At 38.3% G+C, this 20,688-nt stretch carries 12 protein-coding genes, 3 tRNA genes and 2 pseudogenes; 4 read left to right on the top strand and 13 right to left on the bottom strand.

The genetic code is table 11. The features are described from left to right. Nucleotides 1–11 precede the first annotated feature (11 nt). Nucleotides 12–113, top strand: a pseudogene (locus OZJ21_RS04095) (hypothetical protein); the annotation flags it as partial. A 24-nt stretch (nucleotides 114–137) separates the two neighbouring features. On the opposite strand, the gene OZJ21_RS04090 reads toward OZJ21_RS04095, so the two are convergent. Further along, on the bottom strand, nucleotides 138–2,474 hold the full coding sequence (locus OZJ21_RS04090; RefSeq protein WP_268857496.1) for a YSIRK-type signal peptide-containing protein: 2,337 nt from the start codon (nucleotides 2,472–2,474) through the stop codon (nucleotides 138–140). Between the two features lie 147 nt (nucleotides 2,475–2,621). Here OZJ21_RS04090 and OZJ21_RS09770 point away from each other — a divergent pair. The 3 genes and pseudogenes from OZJ21_RS09770 to OZJ21_RS04070 form a co-directional block, all read left to right on the top strand. Next, nucleotides 2,622–3,413: pseudogene (locus OZJ21_RS09770) on the top strand (IS3 family transposase); the annotation flags it as partial. Nucleotides 3,414–3,725: 312 nt separating this feature from the next. Beyond that, the gene (locus tag OZJ21_RS04075; RefSeq protein WP_268857493.1) at nucleotides 3,726–4,124 is read left to right on the top strand and encodes a DUF7768 domain-containing protein; all 399 of its coding nucleotides are present in this window, start codon (nucleotides 3,726–3,728) and stop codon (nucleotides 4,122–4,124) included. A gap of 2 nt (nucleotides 4,125–4,126) precedes the next feature. Then, on the top strand, nucleotides 4,127–7,294 hold the full coding sequence (locus tag OZJ21_RS04070; RefSeq protein WP_268857492.1) for a phage/plasmid primase, P4 family: 3,168 nt from the start codon (nucleotides 4,127–4,129) through the stop codon (nucleotides 7,292–7,294). 313 nt (nucleotides 7,295–7,607) lie between these two features. Here OZJ21_RS04070 and rlmD read toward each other — a convergent pair whose 3' ends face one another. The 12 genes from rlmD to OZJ21_RS04010 form a co-directional block, all read right to left on the bottom strand. Continuing rightward, a complete protein-coding gene (gene rlmD / locus OZJ21_RS04065; protein ID WP_268857491.1) occupies nucleotides 7,608–8,981 on the bottom strand; it encodes a 23S rRNA (uracil(1939)-C(5))-methyltransferase RlmD in 1,374 nt (457 codons plus the stop codon). A gap of 80 nt (nucleotides 8,982–9,061) precedes the next feature. Further along, nucleotides 9,062–10,081, bottom strand: a complete 1,020-nt coding sequence (locus OZJ21_RS04060; RefSeq protein WP_268857490.1) for a diacylglycerol kinase — start codon at nucleotides 10,079–10,081, stop codon at nucleotides 9,062–9,064. Nucleotides 10,082–10,113: 32 nt separating this feature from the next. Further along, a complete protein-coding gene (gatB, locus tag OZJ21_RS04055; protein WP_268857489.1) occupies nucleotides 10,114–11,547 on the bottom strand; it encodes an Asp-tRNA(Asn)/Glu-tRNA(Gln) amidotransferase subunit GatB in 1,434 nt (477 codons plus the stop codon). Further along, entirely contained in the window at nucleotides 11,547–13,010 is a 1,464-nt protein-coding gene (gene gatA / locus OZJ21_RS04050; protein ID WP_268857488.1) for an Asp-tRNA(Asn)/Glu-tRNA(Gln) amidotransferase subunit GatA, read from the bottom strand. Before gatA ends, gatB begins: the two co-directional genes overlap by 1 nt. A gap of 2 nt (nucleotides 13,011–13,012) precedes the next feature. Beyond that, entirely contained in the window at nucleotides 13,013–13,312 is a 300-nt protein-coding gene (gatC, locus tag OZJ21_RS04045; RefSeq protein WP_003702422.1) for an Asp-tRNA(Asn)/Glu-tRNA(Gln) amidotransferase subunit GatC, read from the bottom strand. 151 nt (nucleotides 13,313–13,463) lie between these two features. Continuing rightward, nucleotides 13,464–14,609, bottom strand: a complete 1,146-nt coding sequence (locus OZJ21_RS04040) for a CamS family sex pheromone protein (protein ID WP_003701508.1) — start codon at nucleotides 14,607–14,609, stop codon at nucleotides 13,464–13,466. Further along, nucleotides 14,606–16,624 carry an NAD-dependent DNA ligase LigA gene (gene ligA / locus OZJ21_RS04035; RefSeq protein ID WP_268857487.1) on the bottom strand — a complete coding sequence of 673 codons (2,019 nt, stop codon included), beginning with the start codon at nucleotides 16,622–16,624 and terminating at the stop codon, nucleotides 14,606–14,608. The genes OZJ21_RS04040 and ligA overlap by 4 nt, the downstream gene beginning before the upstream one ends. Before the next feature lie 16 nt (nucleotides 16,625–16,640). After that, nucleotides 16,641–18,884 carry a DNA helicase PcrA gene (gene pcrA, locus OZJ21_RS04030; protein ID WP_003701505.1) on the bottom strand — a complete coding sequence of 748 codons (2,244 nt, stop codon included), beginning with the start codon at nucleotides 18,882–18,884 and terminating at the stop codon, nucleotides 16,641–16,643. Between the two features lie 98 nt (nucleotides 18,885–18,982). Further along, a complete protein-coding gene (locus OZJ21_RS04025; RefSeq protein WP_134354692.1) occupies nucleotides 18,983–20,122 on the bottom strand; it encodes a 5-(carboxyamino)imidazole ribonucleotide synthase in 1,140 nt (379 codons plus the stop codon). A gap of 317 nt (nucleotides 20,123–20,439) precedes the next feature. After that, a tRNA-Thr gene (locus OZJ21_RS04020) sits at nucleotides 20,440–20,512 on the bottom strand. A gap of 15 nt (nucleotides 20,513–20,527) precedes the next feature. Continuing rightward, nucleotides 20,528–20,599, bottom strand: a tRNA-Glu gene (locus tag OZJ21_RS04015). Nucleotides 20,600–20,603: 4 nt separating this feature from the next. Then, nucleotides 20,604–20,676, bottom strand: a tRNA-Asn gene (locus OZJ21_RS04010). Between the last annotated feature and the right edge of the window lie 12 nt (nucleotides 20,677–20,688).

Here is a 20,688-nt window from a genome sequence, read left to right as displayed (position 1 = left end):
ATCCAACGAAGCTGACTGATGACGAAAAGAAAGAAGTCGCAGACAAGGTCACAGAAGCCAATAAAGACCAGTTCCCAGCAGGGACTCAGGTAACTATTGGTAATGATGGTACGGCTACGATCACCTACCCAGACCAGTCAGTCGACACTATCGAAGGTAATAAGCTGGTTGAAGTCTGTGACCTTGTCTGCGACTTCTTTCTTTTCGTCATCAGTCAGCTTCGTTGGATCATCAACCTTGGTCTTGGCTGGAACCGTTGGCGTGTATTGATCCGCATCATTTGGCGTCACGTTGTAAGTTACCGTGACCGGCTCGGATTCCGATGTATCACCATAAACTACCTTAGCTTGACCGGTCTTGTCGTTCCCAACTTCACTGGTATCTGGCGCGGTCGCCCAAACGACCTTCGCTCCATCTGGCAAACTTACCGCTTGTCCCTTGGCATCCTTCAGGGTCACCGCGCTGCTATCAAGACTGTCACCTTCTTTTACTTTTTGACCGTGAGTCAAGGTGACCGCTTGTCCAGCCGCAACGGTGTATTTCTTTACATAAACATAAGCATCGTGGCGCGTCACTGAGTACGTCCCCGTGACGTCACTGGTACCAACTTGGTCATAACCTTTTGGCACCGTGTAGGTAAAGCTGTAATTGTCCCCAATGTTGCCATGAATGGTCTGAACTTTATCAGCATCAAGTTCTGGCCCATCGGACGGTGCGTAGGAACTGTTGTTAACGCCCGTCACATCGATGAAGTGCAGCCGCATTTCGCTGCCTTTGGGATCGTTGTTCTTGGCGTAGTAGTAAATATAGCTGTCACCGACCTGACCAATTCGGTTGGTGTAAGTATAGAATTTACCATCCGGGGCACCAAAACTCATATGATCGTTGTAGCTCTCACGCCCCAAGACCTTGCTGGCATTCGTCACCGGACTCCCCTTATAGTACGCAGTCGCCCTCACGGTCCCATCGGTATGAATCACCGTTTGCTTAATTACGACACTATCCGACAAAGCTAAATCATAAGTTTGCCCAACTTTATATGGCGCAATCGTACCGTCTTCATAAGGTAAGCCCAGGAACTTAGGTGAGGATACCAAATGATACCCGTCAACCGTTGGAGCATCACCATTAACTTTGAAGCCTTGATAACCAAAGCCACTAATTTCCATTGGTTGAACAATGTCTTTTCCAGTTGCTTGGTCCACGTATCTAACCTTGGTCGAAGTTTCCTGTGGGATCGCACTTGCCCAGAAACCGATTGACTTCGTTTTGGCCGCCTCATCATTTTGATCTAAAGTATTAGAGCCGTACGTAGGGTCCAATAAGCCCCCATCAAAGACTGGCAACAGCCCATAGCCTTCTTTAAGGCCATTTAACTTAACTGTGAAGGAGTCACCACCGTAGTTTTGGAAAATTAAATCATGGGTACTGCCACCGGTCCCAGTATATTGCTCTTTGGTGCTATCCCCGGGCTTAGTCGTCGTCGTGGAAGTGTTTTGCGTATAAGTGTGAATCGTGTAGCTGTACAGATTTTTATCACTTGGATCTTGGCTCCGAGCTAACAGGATTACCCGGTGATAGCTTTCACTAAAATCAACGTACGCCGCAAAGAAATACCTGTCGGGCTTGCTGGTAATGATCCCCGTCTTTGACCCAAAAATCGTATCCAGCGTATGACCAGGATAATCTTGGCCAAAGATCCCCTTGGCCACCGTCTTATTAACCCATGTCTTGCCATCTCTGGTTCCCGTCGCACTTACGTGGAGCCCGTAATCGTATAGCAACGGTTGTTCCACTTTGGTATACGTCTGCGTCGTTGGTGGCAACGTCGTGTCAGTCCCACTATTTTTTAACCTAGCTAAATTGGTCAACAGCATTGCCGCTTTGGTCGCTGGAAGCGTAGTTTCATCCACCGTCACGGTTTGATCACTTGAAGCCGGTGCACCAGCCGCACTGGTGTTTGAAGTCTGGTTAGCCGATACCGTCCCCACTTGGCTGGCCTGTGAGGAGGTCGCATTACCCGAGTTTGCCGACTCTGAGCTCTGACTGGCCGCAGGCGCCGGCACTTGGGTCGCCGGGGCTGCTTGACTGGCATTCGCAACAGAGCTGGTCGGACTGGCGGCCTGACTGTTGCTGTCCTGTGATCCACTTGCTACCCCAGTCGCTGACGAACCAGCACTAGGCGTCATGTTGGTGACACTTTTAGTCTGTTTGACCGATGTCGGCACTTGGGTCGCCGGGGTTGCTTGACTGGCGTTCGCAACAGAGCTGGTCGGTGATCCACTTGCTACCCCAGTCGCTGACGAACCAGACGCGCCCGAGCCAACGATTGTGGCCGCGTGGGCAACCGGCGCTTGACTGACCAGATTATAACCAAAAATCGTAAATCCTAACAGAACGGAAGCCACTCCGATATTCAGCTTTCTTATGCTAAACCGTTGCTTCTTGCGTAACGTTTGGAATTCCTTATTCATTCGTCTAATCTCCTTCCTTTTGAGTAAGCCATCCAAATTGACTTATCATTATCATTATACACCCGTTTTGTTATATTTAATAGTTCATAGTTCGCTCAAAAGTAAGCACGGCATATGACGTGTACCCCCCCCCCCGGGGGTATTTTTATGACTAAAATTAGTATTAACACTAAGATTAAAGCCGTTGAGGAGTATGCCAATGGAACAGCTAGCCTAACTGCTATAAGGAGCAAATACGGAATCTCTAAACTAGAATTTCAAATTTGCGTGGGAATTTATGCAAAATTTGGTAAACAGGCACTGCTCGATCCACCTAAAGTGACTGGGGATTTCCGGCTGAATCTGGTAAAGTGGAAACAAGAAAATTTGGCGTCAATTTCTGAAACTTGTATTCACTTTGCCTTTCGATCGCCCGGTTCAATATTTAAATGAGAAGCGCTTTATAATAAGCAAGGCCCGCAAGCTTTATTAGAATTACACTGCGGAAGGAAACCTAAAAATGGTCACACAACACGACAAGGATCGAGACCAACAACTACTTCAACTCCAAAAACAGAATCAAGCTCTACAAAGAGAAAACTTATTATTAAAGATACAACTCGACGCCTCAAAAAAATTGACAGCCTTGAGAAAGCATCCAAAAAAGAACTTGCGCAAGTAATTAATGAACTCAAGGCTAAATACCTGTTAAAGGACTTGATTGATGTGCTCCCAATTTCGATGTCGACTTACCAATACTGGCAGAAACAGTTTAAGTACCCTAACGAAGATGAACTTGAGCTTAAAGCGGTAATCAAAGGACTGTTTAACTACTATGAAGCCGAGTATGGAGTGCGACGACTTAGCGCCCAAGTGCGCGCTTATTATCAGCTAATCGGTAAAACAGCTCCTAATCACAAGCGAATCCAACGCCTCATGCATGAGATGAATCTTAAATGTACTCAAGGAAGTCAAACAAATGAATACTGTCTGCTTTCACCTTATTTCTCACCTCCAAATTCTTTTTGAATTACTTCTTCTAGCGTTCCATTCTTCGCATATTCGGCAGCATCAATTTGCTTGAAGTGCTTACCTAACACCGATTCCTTTAAGCCTTCGTCAAAGCCAAAAATATAATTAGTTGCAATCAGATAAATAATCCGTGTTGGAGCTAATCCATAAACCTTAGGTTTATTTTCGCTCTCTTCTGGCTATTAGATGAGGGCGTTTTTCTTGTCCTCAAACAGTAATTTTAGAAAGGATCTGAAACAAATGTCAGAAGAAATTCTTCAAGCCCCAGAAGCTATCAAAAAGCTGCGCATGGGGCGACCTAATCCAAATTACCGCCCATTAATTTTTGTGGCCGCACCTTTTAGCGAAGTAGTCAAAGGTGATAGAGAGGTTCTAACTCAAGTGCAGGATTATTGCCGTTATATCCACGAAGTTGGCGGGATTCCAATTTGCCCTCAGCTCTACTTTCCGCAATTTGTTAACCTCCACCACTATCATGATTTTCAAGTGATGAATTTTCTTTGCCTAGTGCTCTTAGCTAAGTGCGAAGAAGTCTGGTCCTTTGGCGTGCCGACTCGTGACATGAAGTTCTTCATCAAGAAAGCTTTTGCTAAAGATATCCCCGTTCGCTATTTCAATGAAGATATGGAGGCTTGGTAAAAATGAAATTTACTCTTTCAGTTGCAACAGTTAGCGGCATTGCCAGCAACACCCATTATCAAAGTGTCCAAGAAATTAATTCTGCTTCAGATTTGCAAACGGCAGTTAAAAATGACCATGTTTGCGGGCTTTTTAAAAATGGACAACGCTCGCTAGCTAATTTTCTTCAAGCTGACTGCTTGGTAATGGATTGTGATAATGACCACACCGAAGACCTAGGTGGCTGGATTAAACCCAGCGATCTATCAAATTACTTTGAAGACGTGGCTTACGCGATTACCTTTTCCCGTAACCACATGAAGGAAAAACATGGCAAAGCGGCTCGGCCAAAGTTTCACGTGTATTTTCCAATCCACCCCATCAAAGATGCCAAAACTTATGCCGAGCTCAAGCATGAGATCCAGCGCTATTTTCCTTATTTTGATGCTAATGCTTTAGATGCGGCTCGGTTTGTTTTTGGCACGCCTGCTACTAAAGTTGATTGGCATGAAGGCAGCTTAACGGTAGATCAGTTCATGATGAGCAAACGTTTCTTTGATCAAGCAGCTAACCAAATCCCAGAAGGCAAGCGCAATGCCACCCTTTCTCATTTTGCTGGCCGAGTCATTATGCGGCTAGGTGCAACTGACCAGGCCTACCAAGCCTTTCTTGATGAAGCCGATAAGTGTGATCCACCATTACCTGATCAGGAACTCAACGCAATCTGGCACAGCGCTTTGAAGTTTGGCAAGAAGATGGCCGCCCAGCCTGGCTATGTGCCACCAGCTGAGTACAATCAGCCCGATGATACTCTACAACCCAGTGATTACTCTGATACCGGCGAAACTTACGTCTTTGTTGATAACTGTAAGCAGCGAGTTTGTTACACCAGCCAATCGGGCTTCATGTGGTTTGATGGCAAGATTTGGCAGGAGTCAGAACCCTTAGCGTTAGGTGAAGTTCAACGCTTCACTGACAGGCAATTAAATGATGCTCAAATCCGCATTGAGCAAGCAAAGAAAGTCATCAATCAAAATGGGGTCAGTTTGCTGGTTAAAAACCTCGGGCGAGCTAAAGCCATTAAAGAATTAAACGATACCCAACTTCAAACCTTAAATGACTATGAACAAGCTATCCAATACCAAAAGTTTATCTTAAAAGAACGAAGTGTGCGCGGAATTAGTGGTGTATTAATTAACTCCCGGCCACTACTTAATAAAGAATTGAACGAGTTTGACGCGGATCCATTCTTGTTGAATACACCTGTTGGTCCATTCAATCTCAAAAAAGGAATGCGGGGCAAGCAAGATATTATGGCCAGTGAGTTGATTACTAAATCTACAAGTTGCGCTCCTAGTCCTCAAGGAATGGATATCTGGCAAGAAGCCCTGAATACTTTCTTTTGTAATGACCAGGACTTAATTAATTACGTTCAAGAAATTGTCGGCTTAGTTGCCATCGGTCAAGTTTACCTTGAAGCCCTAATTATCGCTTACGGGGACGGTCGCAATGGTAAATCCACTTTTTGGAACACCATCGCTGGCGTTCTTGGTAGCTATACCGGCCATTTGTCATCAGATGCCTTAACCGTTGGCGTTCGGCGTAACGTCAAACCAGAAATGGCTGAGGTAAAGGGCAAGCGTCTTATTATCTCGGCTGAACTTGAAGAAGGCAAGCGCCTCAATACCTCCACCATTAAACAACTGTGCTCAACTGACGAAATCTATGCCGAGAAGAAATATATGAAGCCATTTTCTTTTACGCCGAGCCACACAATTGTCCTCTATACCAACTACCTACCACACGTTGGTGGTAATGACGATGGTATCTGGCGACGCTTAATCGTTATCCCATTCAAGGCAAAGATCACTGGTCGATCCGATATTAAGAACTATACAGCCTATTTAACCGAACAAGCTGGGCCGGCAGTTTTGCAATGGATCATTGAAGGCGCCGAGCGCATTATCCAGCAAAACTACCAATTAAGCACACCACAAATTGTCCAGCAAGCCATTCAAGATTATCACGCTGATAACGACTGGCTCGGACACTTCATTTCTGAAAAGTGTGTGGTTGGTCATGACTATACGCAAAAGTCAGGAGAACTCTATCAAAAATACCGTGAATACTGTCAGGGCATTGGAGAATACACCAGAAGCACATCTGACTTTTACACGGCTCTAGAAAATACTGGCTTTAAACGTCATCGCAAAAATAGCGGGGTTCTGGTTTATGGCTTATGTCTGACTGGAAAAAGTGCGATTGAAATTGCCCGCGAATTAACCAAGGAAGGCCTTAAAAATGGAATTGGTCGGACCAAGTGGCATTCGTCTGGGATTATCAAAATTCTCCGCAACGAAAAATACATTGGTGATGCCCTCTTGCAAAAGACTTATACGGTGGATTTCCTAACCAAGAAGCGGGTCAAGAACGATGGCCAAGTACCGCAATATTATGTAGAAAACAACCACCCAGCAATTATCTCGCGGGCTACCTTCTACCAAGTTCAGAAGATTTTGGACATGCGCCGAGAGGGCTTCACAACAGAAGGAGGCCATCACCATGGTTATACTAACGCCTACTGCTTTTCTTCGATTGTCTTTTGCAGTCGCTGCAAGGATATCTACACCCGGTGCGTTTGGTATCGACCTAGGATTGGCGAAGTCGAAAAGGTCAACGTTTGGCGCTGTTACTCCCGCCTTCACTGGAACCATAAAGGAAAACGCTGCATGGGACGGACAATTACTGAAGCAGACCTTGAAGAAGCTAGCTTAAAGGCCATGAACGAATTAATCCAGCAACACCAACTCGCCGATAAGCAAATCGCAGCCAATATTCTTAAAGTCACTAAGGGAACCACTGGCCCCAGTCTTGATGACCTTGACCAACAATTAGAAGACCAGCAGTTACTACTCTTGAGCATGAGTACCCACAATAAGAATGTCGAGCAATTAACCGAGCAAGTCCAAGCCTTACGGAAGCAACGTGAGCAACTCATCCAACAGGAAATCGACCACGATATCAAACGCTCCAATCTCAAAAACATCCAATCCTTCTTCCAGACCTACCAGGGCGGCCTCACCAAATTTGATGAGAAACTAGTTCGCCTCCTGATAGAAAAAATCACCATCTTCAAAAGCAAAATTGAATTTACTTTCAAGGATGGTGAAGTGATTACAATTAAAGCATAGCCGTTTAATCTCGCACTCAGTCAATTTTTTAGTTTTGTGGGAACCTATCACCACTAACTATGGAAACAGGTCAACGTGGCTTGTGGGAACATATCAACTTTATTCAATCACCCTGTTTGTGTAAACCTATCACCCCGAAATTAAGCCAATTTTGAAGGTCGTCTGTGGGAGCATATCACCACTTAAGAGAAGCCTATTAAATCAAGGTTTCTAACTTGGTAACAAAAAAGTGTATCTATCTGTGGGAACTGATCACAAATAGATACACATTTCGTAATTTTATAAATGCCTTAACAGTGCCGTTTTTGGCACCCTACTTTTTCCGCTCAAGGACTGTCACGCTCTCAACATGCGTTGTTTGTGGGAACTGATCTACTGGTTGAATAGGCTTTGTAACTTGATATCCTAGTTCCATGAATTCTTGAATATCACGTACTAGAGTTGCTGGATTACAACTTACATAAACGACTTTTTTAGGTTCCATCGCCACTGCGCTTTGTATCAAGCTAGAAGTTAGTCCTTTTCTTGGAGGATCAACCATTATTACATCTGGCTTAATTCCTTGCTTTTGCCATTTTTCCATCCATACTTCAGCTTCTCCAACTTCAAAGTCCAAGTTATCTAAATCATTTAGACTAGCATTATGCTTAGCATCTTCAATAGCTTCAGGGACAATTTCTACACCGTATACCTTTTTAGCAAACTTAGCCATATTTAATGAGATTGTTCCAATTCCACAATATGCATCAATAACAGTTTCTTTTCCTGTTAATTCTGCGTCTTCAATCGCTAATTGATACAATTTTTCAGTTTGTTGTGGATTAACTTGGTAGAAAGATTGTGCTGAAATATCAAATTTCAAGCCATTCAAAGTATCTTGAATCGTATCTTTTCCAGCTAATTTTATAGTTTTCTTTCCTAAAATAACATTTGTCTTATCTGGATTTACATTCAGCATTACGCTCTTTACATCTGGACATTGTTGTTGAATTAAAAATGCAATTTGATCAAGATTTGGAATTTTTCTTACTCGACTAACTAGAACTACCATCGCTTCATGAGAATAATATCCTCTTCTAACTAAAATATGACGTATCATTCCAGTATGCTTTTCTTCGTTATAAGCAGTAATCTTGCTCATGCGTAAAATGTCTCTTACTTTTAGCAAAATTTCGTCTATTCTCTTATCTTGAATAAGGAAATGTTCCATTGCTACAAAATCATGACTATTACGTTTGAAAAATCCAATTTCCAACTTACCATTAACTTCTCTTACTGGAACTTGTGCTTTATTTCTGTAATAGTAAGGTGTTTCCATCCCTAAAGTATTTGCTACTTCTAAATTATCCAAATGTACCTTCTGCAACAAATCAGTTACCAATTTACGTTTAAACTTCAATTGTGCAGGATAGCTTAAGTTTTGCAGTGGAGCGATTCCTGTTTGAAGATATATTTTATCTTCATTTTCTACTCTATCCGGACTCTTTTCAATAAAATCTATCACTTTAGCAAAGCCATAATTCTTAGTAACTTTAACCACATGTGCCTTAATTTTTTCTTGGGGTAATGCACCTTCGATAAATAAAGGATAACCATTTACCTTAGCCACACCCATTCCTTGATAAGTTAAGTCTTCAATTGTTAAAATTAAATCTTCATTTTTACTAACAGGTAATTTTTTCTTCATTATCTTCCTTTCCCTAAAAAAAGAGGGCAAAAAGAATTAACTCTTCTGCCCTCTTCTTTAGACTTCATTGGCTTATTAGTTTACTCTTCTTTTTCACCAATTATTCCATCGCCATTTAAATCTTTTTTAGTTACTTCTTCAATATCTTTAACTAATTGCTTAGTATCTTCACTAGCAGTGATTGCACCTTTTGGAATTTCATCAGTATTAGCAAAAAATTCAATATGTTGCTTCAAAGCTGTAAATTTTATTGGTGCATCGCCACCATATTCACCGTCGATATTAATCATAATTCTAGTATCAACTGGCTTAACAACTAATTTCTTTGTTTTTATATATAAAACACGCTTATCATTAACATGCTTACCACCATTTAAGACCATTGTTATCAAGTGGAGCATTTCAACAAGATTACTTGTCTTTACTACGATAACTGTGAATTTACCATCATCTAGTGAAGCATCCGGTACAATCTGTTCAAAACCACCGATTGAGTTGGTCAATGCTACTAAAAACATTGAAGCTTCACCATCAAATACCCCATCATCATATTCAAGATGCATAGGTACATTCTTCATTTGTGGTAATAATTCTGCGCCTTTTGCTAAGTATGCTAAATATCCAAATAAGGATTTTAGCTCTGATGGAACACTGTATGTTAATTCAGTTAGTAATCCACCACCAGCAATATTCACAAAATAATTATCATTTGCCATACCTATATCCATCTTAACTGTTTTACCAGCAGCAATTACTTTTGCAGCTTCAACTGGACTTTCTCTAGGTATTTTTAAAGCACGAGCGTAGTCATTAGTTGTACCAGCAGGAATAATTCCTAACTGTGGACGTTTCTTTAGCCCTGCAATTCCGTTCACAACTTCATTTATCGTACCATCGCCACCAGCAGCAACAATCAAGCTAAATCCTGCTTTTGCTGCACGTTCAGCTTCATTTCTAGCAGAATTTTCTTCAGCTGTTGTAGCAAATGCACTTGTTTCATAACCAGCATTCTCAAGGATATCCAAAATTTCTACTAAATCACCTTTTAATGCTTCACGACCAGAAGTTGGATTATAAATAATGCGACATCTTTTTTGCATGCTTTTTTCCCCGCCTAAGAGTCTGAAACCTCTTATCTTTCCTTCAAACTAGCCATTAATAATTTGTTAACCATCTTAGGGTTAGCCATACCACGAGTCTTCTTCATAATTTGACCTACTAAGAAACCAATAGCACGATCCTTACCATTCTTAAAGTCTTCGATAGATTGTTCGTTGTTATCAAGAACTTCATCAATGATAGGTTGTAACTTAGCTGGATCTGATAATTGAACCATACCTTTAGATTCAACCCAAGCTTTAGGTTCAGTATCATTTGTAATGATTTCTTTGAATACTTTCTTAGCAATCTTAGAAGAAATTGTTTCATCTTTAATTAATTTAATCATTGTTGCCAAATGTTCTGGAGTTAAAGCAGTATCACTTAATTCTACTTGCTTAGAATTCAAGTAAGCATTAACTTCACCCATCAACCAGTTAGCTGCTAATTTAGGATCGGCTCCTGCAGCTACAGTTGCGTCATAGAAGTCTGACATTTCTTTAGTTTGAGTAAGGACACCTGCGTCATAAGCTGGAATACCCCAATCTTGTGTATATCTTTCACGACGCTTATCTGGCATTTCTGGAATAGATGCACGAACTTCTTCAATCCAATCATCACTAATATGAATTGGTGGTAGATCTGGTTCTGGGAAGTAACGGTAGTCGTTAGCTTCTTCCTTAGAACGCATTAAAATAGTTTCACCACTTGGTTCATCAAAACGACGTGTTTCTTGTTCTACTTCTCCACCAGATATCAGTAAACGTTCTTGACGCTTAACTTCATATTGAATACCTTTGCGTACATGTTCAAATGAGTTAAGGTTCTTCATTTCAGTACGAACACCAAGTTTGTCAGATCCGATTGGTGCGATTGAAACGTTAACGTCAGCACGCATGGAACCTTCTTCCATTTTCACGTCTGAAATACCTGTAAATTGGATAACTTGACGTAATTTTGTTAAGTATGCATAAGCTTCATCAGCACTAGAAATATCAGGTTCTGCAACAATTTCAATCAAAGGTGTACCTTGACGATTCAAGTCAACGTAAGAATAACCGTCTGGATTGTGTGTGTTTTTACCAGCGTCTTCTTCAACGTGCATTTCACGGATACCAATCTTTTTCTTGGTACCATCTTCAAGTTCGATTTCTAACCAACCATTAGTACCAATTGGTGTACGAGCTTGTGTAATTTGGTAAGCTTTAGGGTTATCAGGATAGAAGTAATTCTTTCTGTCAAAACCAACATCTTGTGTGATATCACAATGAAGTGCTAATGCAGCACGCATTCCAAATTCTAAAGCACCCTTATTTATTTCAGGTAAGACACCTGGATAACCCCAATCAATGACATTGGTATTTGTATTTTGTTCAGCACCATATTGAACAGGAGAAGGTGAATATGCCTTAGAATTTGTTTGCATTTCAATATGGACTTCTAAACCTACAGTCGTCTCAAAATTCATTAGTTTTGACCTCCTAACATTGGTATTGCTTTATGAAAATCAGTTGATTGTTCAAATGCATATCCTGCACGATACATTGTATTTTCTGCAAAACGTGGTGCAATTAGTTGTAAACCAATTGGCAATCCATTAGAGAATCCTGCAGGTAAGGACATACCTGGAAGTCCTGCTAAGTTAACTGGAATTGTCAAAATATCATTCATATACATTGTTACTGGATCGTTGATTTCTTCACCAATTCCGTATGCAGTAGTTGGAGATGTTGGAGCTAAAATCAAGTCATAATCTTTATAAACATTTTCAAAGTCTTGGCAAATCAAAGTTCTAACTTGTGCAGCCTTCTTGAAAAATGCATCATATGAACCAGCAGAAAGAGAGAATGTTCCTAACATGATACGACGCTTAACTTCATCGCCAAATCCTTCAGAACGTGAACGTACATATACATCTTCCAAGTTCTTTACATCTTTAGCACGGAATCCATAACGAATACCATCATATCTTTGAAGGTTAGAAGATGCTTCAGATGAAGCAATAATGTAGTAAACTGGAACACCATATTTACTATGAGGTAGAGATACTTCATCTACTGTTGCCCCTAAGCTTTCAAAAGTCTTTACAGCATCCTTAACTGCCTTAGCAACGTCTTCGTCTACACCTTCACCAAAGTATTCTTTAGGAACAGCAATTCTCATACCCTTAACACCATCTTCAATTCCCTTAGTAAAATCAGGAACTTCACGACTGGAGCTAGTAAAGTCATGAGCATCATGTCCACTAATTGCGTTTAACACTAAAGCATTGTCTTTAACTGTACGTGTCAAAGGTCCAATTTGATCTAAACTAGATGCAAAAGCAATCAAACCATAACGAGATACACGACCATATGTTGGTTTTACCCCAACAATTCCGTTAAATGCAGCTGGTTGACGAATTGAACCACCAGTATCAGAACCTAAAGATGCTAGAACTTGACCAGATGCAACTGCTGCTGCAGAACCACCAGAAGAACCACCAGGAACTTTTGTAGTATCCCAGACATTCTTAGTAATTTTGAAAGCTGAATTTTCTGTAGAACTACCCATCGCAAATTCATCCATATTCAACTTACCAACTGTAATCATGCCAGCATCATTAAGTTTGTCCATTACAGTTGCGTTGTAAATTGGTTCAAAATTTTCTAATATTTTAGAAGCAGCTGTTGTTGTTAAATCTTTAGTTACGATATTATCTTTAATACCGATACCAATACCATCTAAAATAGAATCAGCTTTAACGCCTCGTTCATCAATTTTACGAGCTTTTTCTAATGCTCTTTCCTCATCTAATTTCAAGAAGGCTTCAATTTCTTTATCAACCTTTTTAATGTTATCAAATGTTGACTTAGTTAATTCTTCAACACTATATTTCTTATTTACTAAATCATCGTGAATACTTGCTAAATCATTCTTAAAGTAATCCATTACTATTCCTCACTTTCGTCAATAATTGCTGGAACTTTAATATATCCATCTTGGCTTTGAGGAACATTTTTCATTAATAAATCACGATCTGTTCCTTTTACTGCAACGTCTTCACGTAAAGTATTTATTGCATCTGTTACGTGTGTTGTTACAGGAACATCTGTTGTATCTACTTCACTAAGTTGTTGAACCATGTTAATAATTTCATCCATTTGTCCAGTAAACTTAGCTAACTCTTCATCTTTAAAAGCAAGCTTTGCTAGCCCTGCAACGTGCTTTACTTCTTCAGATCCAATTGCCATTGTTCATCCCTCTTTCATCACTTATCTATTACTTTAATAATTTTATTACTACTTATAGTTTGTTAATAAGTTTCCTAATTGATATTCTAGCATAATCATTTAAAAATATAAAAGAGACTACTGCAAAAAATAGTCTCACTTTATATATTAATTAGTAACTTCCAAATACATGGGTATAATATCCGCCATTGCCACCTGTTGTTGAAACAAAACTTTGTGTTTCACCATCACTACCATTGATCTTAATATCTACTGGAATACCACTTGGTAAGTATGACTTGGCAGCTTGTGCTACATACTGAGTAAAGCTAGTTATCTCGGTTTCACTATAAAATTGAGTTGTAATTGTTATGTGTAAACCTTGCAAAGTCTTATCTTTATATTGACCTTGTCCCGTTACATTAGAAATATTAGGGAAGAAATTCTTAACTTCTTTTTGGAAATTATCAAATGATGTTGAATCATTGTCATTAGGAAGTTTGTTATCTTCAGTCGCTGGAAGAACGTAACTCTTAATGTTTGTTTCTGTCCAACTTCCGATATCTGTCCCACTCTTACTTACAGTATAGGAGTAGAAATAACCACCTACTAAACTATCATTAGGAGCTTGAGCAAACATCGCAATCACAATTGGCACATTGTTTCCGACTTTTTGACGAACTCGTGCAAGAACTTTCTTAGCAGCTATCTTACCTTCTTCAATTCTCTTTTCTTTAGAAATTGTTGTTGAATAAGTAGCACCATATTGTTCTTTTTGGTAGTAATCCTTTTGATTCATACCAATCCCAATTGTCATACCGGCTAATTCCAATTTACCATTATTTTGCTTCATGTAATCTTGTTCTTCTATTTGTTGAACATAAATTGGGTTTCGCTTATTTGCTTCTTTCTTACCATTGTCGCTAGGATTCAAACCTTCTGGATTAGAACTAGATTTTCTCCCTAACCAATCTTGAATAGTAGCCTTATTTAAATATTGTCCTTCTTGGAAAATGTAACTCTTAGTAGAGAAATGATCCTTAGAAATTGTTGTTAGACCTGCTTCAAAACTCTTCAAATTCAATAGATTATCTGAATTTTGAGAAATCCCTACCCCTCTAGACTTACTTGTCTTATATTCTCCATCTTCAATAATTCCTTGATAATCACTACTATTGTTTTCACCAGTTGTCTGATAACCACTTTTAGATGACTCTGTAGTTGCTGTTGTAGTATTAGAATTACCACCAAGTTTTCCACAAGAAGCCATTAAAGCAGCTGATAGACATAAACTGATAATTATACCAAACTTTTTCAAGATTCTTCCTCCATCTGCTGAATAAATTCTGCTTCATTCATTACTCTAACATTTAATTCTTGAGCTTTTGTCAATTTGCTACCAGCATCATGACCTGCAATAAGTAAATCAGTTTTCTTAGACACACTTCCTGTAACTTTTGCACCATGTGCTTCAAGCCATGATTTAGCTTCGGATCTCTTCAAAGTATCCAAAGTGCCAGTTAGAACAACACGTAAACCATTGAAACTACTATCGGTGCTGCTTTCAAGCTGTTCTTCACGAGTTTTCCCTAAGAATTCCATGTTTACCCCAGCTTGTCGCAATTCATCTAATAATTCTATCACGTGTTCATCTGCAAAATACATTTCAACACTATCACCTATAATTTTTCCTAATGAATCAATCGTTGAAATTTCATCACTTTTTGCTTTAGCTAAGTTATCCATTGACTTATAATTTTCAGCTAATATTCTAGCTACTTTAGCACCAACATGGCGGATTCCTAGTCCAAAAATTAAACGTTCAATAGAATTATTACGACTATTATTGATTGCTGTCAATAGGTTATTCGCAGATTTTTCCTTAAACTTATCTAAAGTTATCAGCTGTTCAAAAGTTAAGCTATAAATTCCGGCAACATCTTTAATCATTTCACGGTTGTAAAGCTGTTCAATTATTCTAGGTCCTAATCCTCTAATATCCATCGCATTTCTTGAAGCAAAATGTGTTAAGCTTTCTTTTACCAAAGCTGGACATTGTGGATTGATACATCTTAGAGCTACCTCATCATCTAAATGAACTAAATTAGCACTACATTCTGGACATTCTGTTGGAATTTGATACTCTACTGAATCTTCTGTTCTTTTAGCTAAAACTACTTCAGAAATTTCAGGAATAATATCTCCAGCTTTATGAAGTTTCACCGTATCGCCTATACGAATATCTTTTTCTCTTAAATAATCAGGGTTATGTAGCGAAGCTCTTGCCACAGTTGTTCCTGCTAACGTTACTGGTTCCATAACAGCAGTTGGGGTTACCACTCCAGTTCTTCCGACTGTCCACTCAATATCTAAAACTTTTGTTTCCTGTTCATCTGGTGGAAACTTATAAGCTATTGCCCATCTAGGAACTTTAACTGTGTTTCCAACTTGAGACTGAACTGCAAAGGATTCTGCTTTTAGAACTATTCCATCAATATCGTATGGAAGGTTGGCTCTTTGATCAGTAGCCTCATCAATATAAGCAAATATTTCTTCCTTTGTTTTAACTTGTTTAGATTCATTATTAACTTTGAAACCCCAGCTCTCTAATTTGTTTAAGGCTTCAGTTTGAGTTTTTATCCCCAACTTTTCGGGTTCCATTAAATAATAAATAAAAGTACTCAAGTTTCGACTAGCTGTTATTTTTGTATCTAATTGACGCAAAGATCCTGCTGCTGCATTACGTGGGTTAGCAAAAACAGCTTGCCCTTCTGCTTCACGTTTAGTATTCAATTCCACAAAAGATTTCTTAGGCATGTAGCATTCTCCACGAACTTCAATTGACACAGGTTCATTTAATTCCATAGGGATTGCCTTGATAGTTTTGAGATTTTCAGTAATATCTTCACCGATTACCCCATTACCACGAGTTGATCCTTTGATAAATTTACCATTCTCATAAGTTAGGGAAATGGCCAAACCATCAATCTTTAACTCACAACTATAATCCAACTTCTGCTCTACACTATTTTCTAAACGCTCTAAAAATTCTATTAATTCCTCTTTAGAAAATACATCGCCTAATGACAACATTGGAATATCATGATTTACTTTAGTAAAGCCACTTAGAACTTTACCACCTACTCTTTGACTAGGAGAGTCCGCAGTTACTAAATCAGGATTGGCCTGTTCGAGCTCTAATAAACGTTGATAATGTTTGTCATACACGCTATCTTCAACAGATGGAGTATCCAACACATAATATTCATTACTCCAGCGATTTAACTTATCACGAAGCTCTTTTAATTCCATCTCTATATCTTTTTGTGACATATGGGCACCACCTTCCTTATATCTTTGTAATTGGTGCGAATGCTGCTAATAATCGTTTAATACCTTTACCTTCAAAAGCAATATCTAGTTCTGTATCTTCGCCATCGCCTGAGACCTTGACAATAGTTCCTGTTCCCCAAGCTTTGTGAGAAATCTTATCTCCTATATTCCAGCTTTGTTTGTCAGCACCAGTTTCTTTAGGGCGTTCAACAGTTCCTGCTGGCATACGATATTTAGGCTTCTTACTAAATGGTACTTCTCTAGATCTAGTTCTCTTGGATGTTAATGTTGTACTTGCTACCGTTTGATTATCTGATTGGATTAATTCTTCATCAATTTCTTCAATAAAACGAGAAGCTGGATTATTTTGACTCTTACCATACAACATACGAGAAATCGAGTTAGTTAAATAAAGTTCTTCTTCAGCACGAGTTATCCCTACATAGGCCAATCTACGTTCTTCTTCAAGTTCATTTTCGTCCATAACTGCTCTAGAAAGTGGGAAAATACCTTCTTCTAATCCCATCAAAAATACAACTGGGAATTCTAGCCCTTTTGCTGCATGTAATGTCATTAATGTGACTTCATCTGGTTCTTCTTCTACACTATCTTGATCTGAAACTAAAGCTAAATCAGCTAAGAAATCAACAAATGGATCACTTTCTTCATCTTCAGGTTCCCAATCTTGATCAAATTGCTTAGTAACCGTTAAAAATTCTTCCAAGTTTTCTAAACGATTACGGTTTTCTAAAGTATCTTCTCTTTGTAAGTTAGCTTTATAACCCGTTACATCTAGAATTCTTTCTGTAACTTCAGTAACATTATGTGCCTTTTGATATTCATGTAACTGTTCTATCATCTCAGCAAACTTTTCTAATTCATTACTTGCCTTGGCAGATACCCCTGCTAAAGCAGCACTCTTGGAAGCTTCTAACATTGACATACCATGAATTTGAGAGAATGTTCTTAATTTTCCAACAGTTACTGAGCCGATACTACGTTTTGGTTCATTTACTATTCTTTCAAAACTCATAGAATCAGCTGGATTAGTTACTAAACGTAAATAAGCTAAAGTGTCCATTATTTCCTTGCGATCATAGAATTTATGCGCTCCAACTAATTTATATGGTATATTGGTTTTCACGAAAGTTTCTTCGATTATACGTGACTGTGCATTAGTACGATATAAAATAGCAAAATCTCCATAATGACGTCCATTATTTCTAATTTGTTCTTGAATTTTTTTAACTACATAATAAGCTTCTTCATTAGCGTTATTTGCACGATAATAATGGATCTTGTCACCTTGCTTATTATCTGTCCATAAAGTCTTATCTTTACGATTTACGTTATTCTCAATCACATTATTAGCAGCTGCTAAAATATTTTTTGTAGAACGATAATTTTGTTCCAATTTAATTACTGTTGCATCTGGGTAATCTTCTTCAAAGTTCATGATATTTTCCATGTTTGCACCACGCCAACCATAAATACTTTGATCTGCATCACCTACAACACATAAATTGCGATATTTACGAGCTAACTTATTAACTAATTCATATTGAGCTTCGTTAGTATCTTGATATTCATCAACATGAATATAGTGGAATTTACGTTGATAAAATTCCAATGTTTCTGGTGATTCGTTGAATAATCTAATAGTTTGCATGATTAAATCATCAAAATCCATTGCTTGGTTATTTGCAAGCTGATTTTGATATTCAAAATATGCTTTACTTACAATTTCTTCAAATGGTCCATTAGCTTGTTGGGCATAATCTTTAGGATCTAATAGGTCATTTTTGGCATTTGAAATTACACTTAAGATTGCACGTGGATCATATTTTTTAGTATCAATATTTAAATCATTAAGAACCTGTTTCATTAAAGTTCTTTGCTCACTTGTACTTGCAATTGTAAATGATCTATTAAAGCCTATTTTTTCTGCGTCTCTCCGTAAAATTCGTACACATAAAGCATGGAATGTAGATACCCATATATCTTCTGCACCTTCACCCATTAAATTATTTACACGTTCTCTCATTTCACGAGCTGCTTTGTTTGTAAAGGTGATAGCTAGTATGTTCCAAGGATTTACGCCTTTTTCTTCAATTAAGTATGCTACACGGTGAGTTAACACACGAGTCTTCCCACTACCAGCTCCTGCCATTATTAATAATGGTCCTTCTGTACATAAAACTGCTTCTGATTGTTTATCATTCATTCCTGACAAAAACATATTGTCGGTCACAGTACTCATCCTTTCAGAAAAATGTCAATTCTTATTATAACTAAAATCCAATTATTAATCATTAAAAAGAGCGATAACTTTATAATTATTTATCGCTCCATTAACTATTATTCTTTTGATAAATCGTCCCAAATACCAGTCGATTCTATTTGTTGTTTTATTTCCATTTCATTTTCAGCTAATACTATAATATAGCCTTCTGGTTGTGGTCTCATTGATTCTGGGTATCTAAAGAATGTATAATACCAATTATTTTTTAGTACCCATTGTGTACGAATATCATCAATATTTTCTTCTTCAATCATTACCATGCCTGCAGGTTGAACTAATTTAATATCAACTAATGGCATCTTCACCAAAGTTCTAAGATGTTGCTCAAACATCGAAACATTAGTTGCTTTATCAAAGACGTAGCCAGAATTGTGTAAAGCTGGCACAATTCTTTTTACATACAAAGAACCACTTTCAGTTAGATAGAAAGCTACTTCTAAAGCACCTACATATTTTAAACCACTGACAATTTCACCTGCTAAACGTTTTACTTCCTCTTCTACATCAGGTTGGATATTAGCTGGTACAATTGCCTCATTAAGACGATTTTCTTTATATCTAGTTTCAATTACAGGAAAATATGCTAAATTTCCATCATAATCACGTGTCATTATAACTGATAGTTCTTTATTATAAGGTATCCACGATTCTAAGATATAAGTCCCCATATCAATAATGTCTGCACATTTGGCAATATCTGTTTGCTTACGAATTATTTGTTGACGTTTAGGACCAAATCCTTTTTGAATAGGTTTTAATACACAAGGATATCCAATTGAACTAATAGCTTGGTAAACGTCCTCTAAGCTAACAATTGTTGCATAAGGGGCAATATTTATATTCATTTGTTCAAAGAAAGCACGTTCCAACAATCTATCTTGTGCAATTTCTAAAGTTTCAGAACCTTGTGGAACTTTAGTGAATTTTTGTAGATATGCAATAACTTCAGAAGATATATGTTCTGATTCATACATTACTAAATCACAACGCTCAGCAAAATCTTGTAACTTAGCCTTATCGCTAAAATCACCCACAATCTTAACATCTGCATCTGCTAAAGTAGGACTTCCTTCGTTAGTAGCATAAACAATCACTTTAAATCCTAGTCTTTTAGCTGTTTGAGCCAATCTAATTCCATTAGAACTGTCACCAATAATCCCCAGAGTATCACCTGGAAAAAGCACTTCATTTCCCATAAAAATTCCCTACTTTCGAACTAAATTTATCTTTTTTTATCTCAATTTTTATGTACATATTCATCTTATCATAACTTGAGGAAATAAGTATTTATTTTTGTTTATTTCTAAATATATTAGATTAATTAGTATCTAAAACAATACTTATTACCAATAATTCTAATCCCTTTGTTTCTAAAGTAAAGTAGCTTATACCTTTAATCTGTAAAATAAAAATCAAATGCCAATATTTAGAAGATTTTTTTGAAATAAAAAAACGTTATTCAACAAACTAATGTTAAATAACGTTAATTATCATAAATATCAGCAACTTGTTATGCCGGCTGCAGGATTCGAACCTGTGACCCTCGGTTTACGATACCGATGCTCTACCAACTGAGCTAAGCCGGCATAAGTTTATTAGGATGACCCGTACGGGATTTGAACCCATGTTACCGCCGTGAAAGGGCGGTGTCTTAACCACTTGACCAACGGGCCATAACTCCGGCAGGCGGACTCGAACCGTCGACACCCTGATTAACAGTCAGATGCTCTACCAACTGAGCTATGCCGGAATAACGCACGGC

It is taken from the genome of Ligilactobacillus sp. UO.C109, assembly GCF_026847815.1.
Taxonomy (GTDB): domain Bacteria; phylum Bacillota; class Bacilli; order Lactobacillales; family Lactobacillaceae; genus Ligilactobacillus; species Ligilactobacillus salivarius.
The sequence above is the reverse complement of the archived record's forward strand: the minus strand, read 5'-3'. Positions and strand labels throughout refer to the sequence as shown.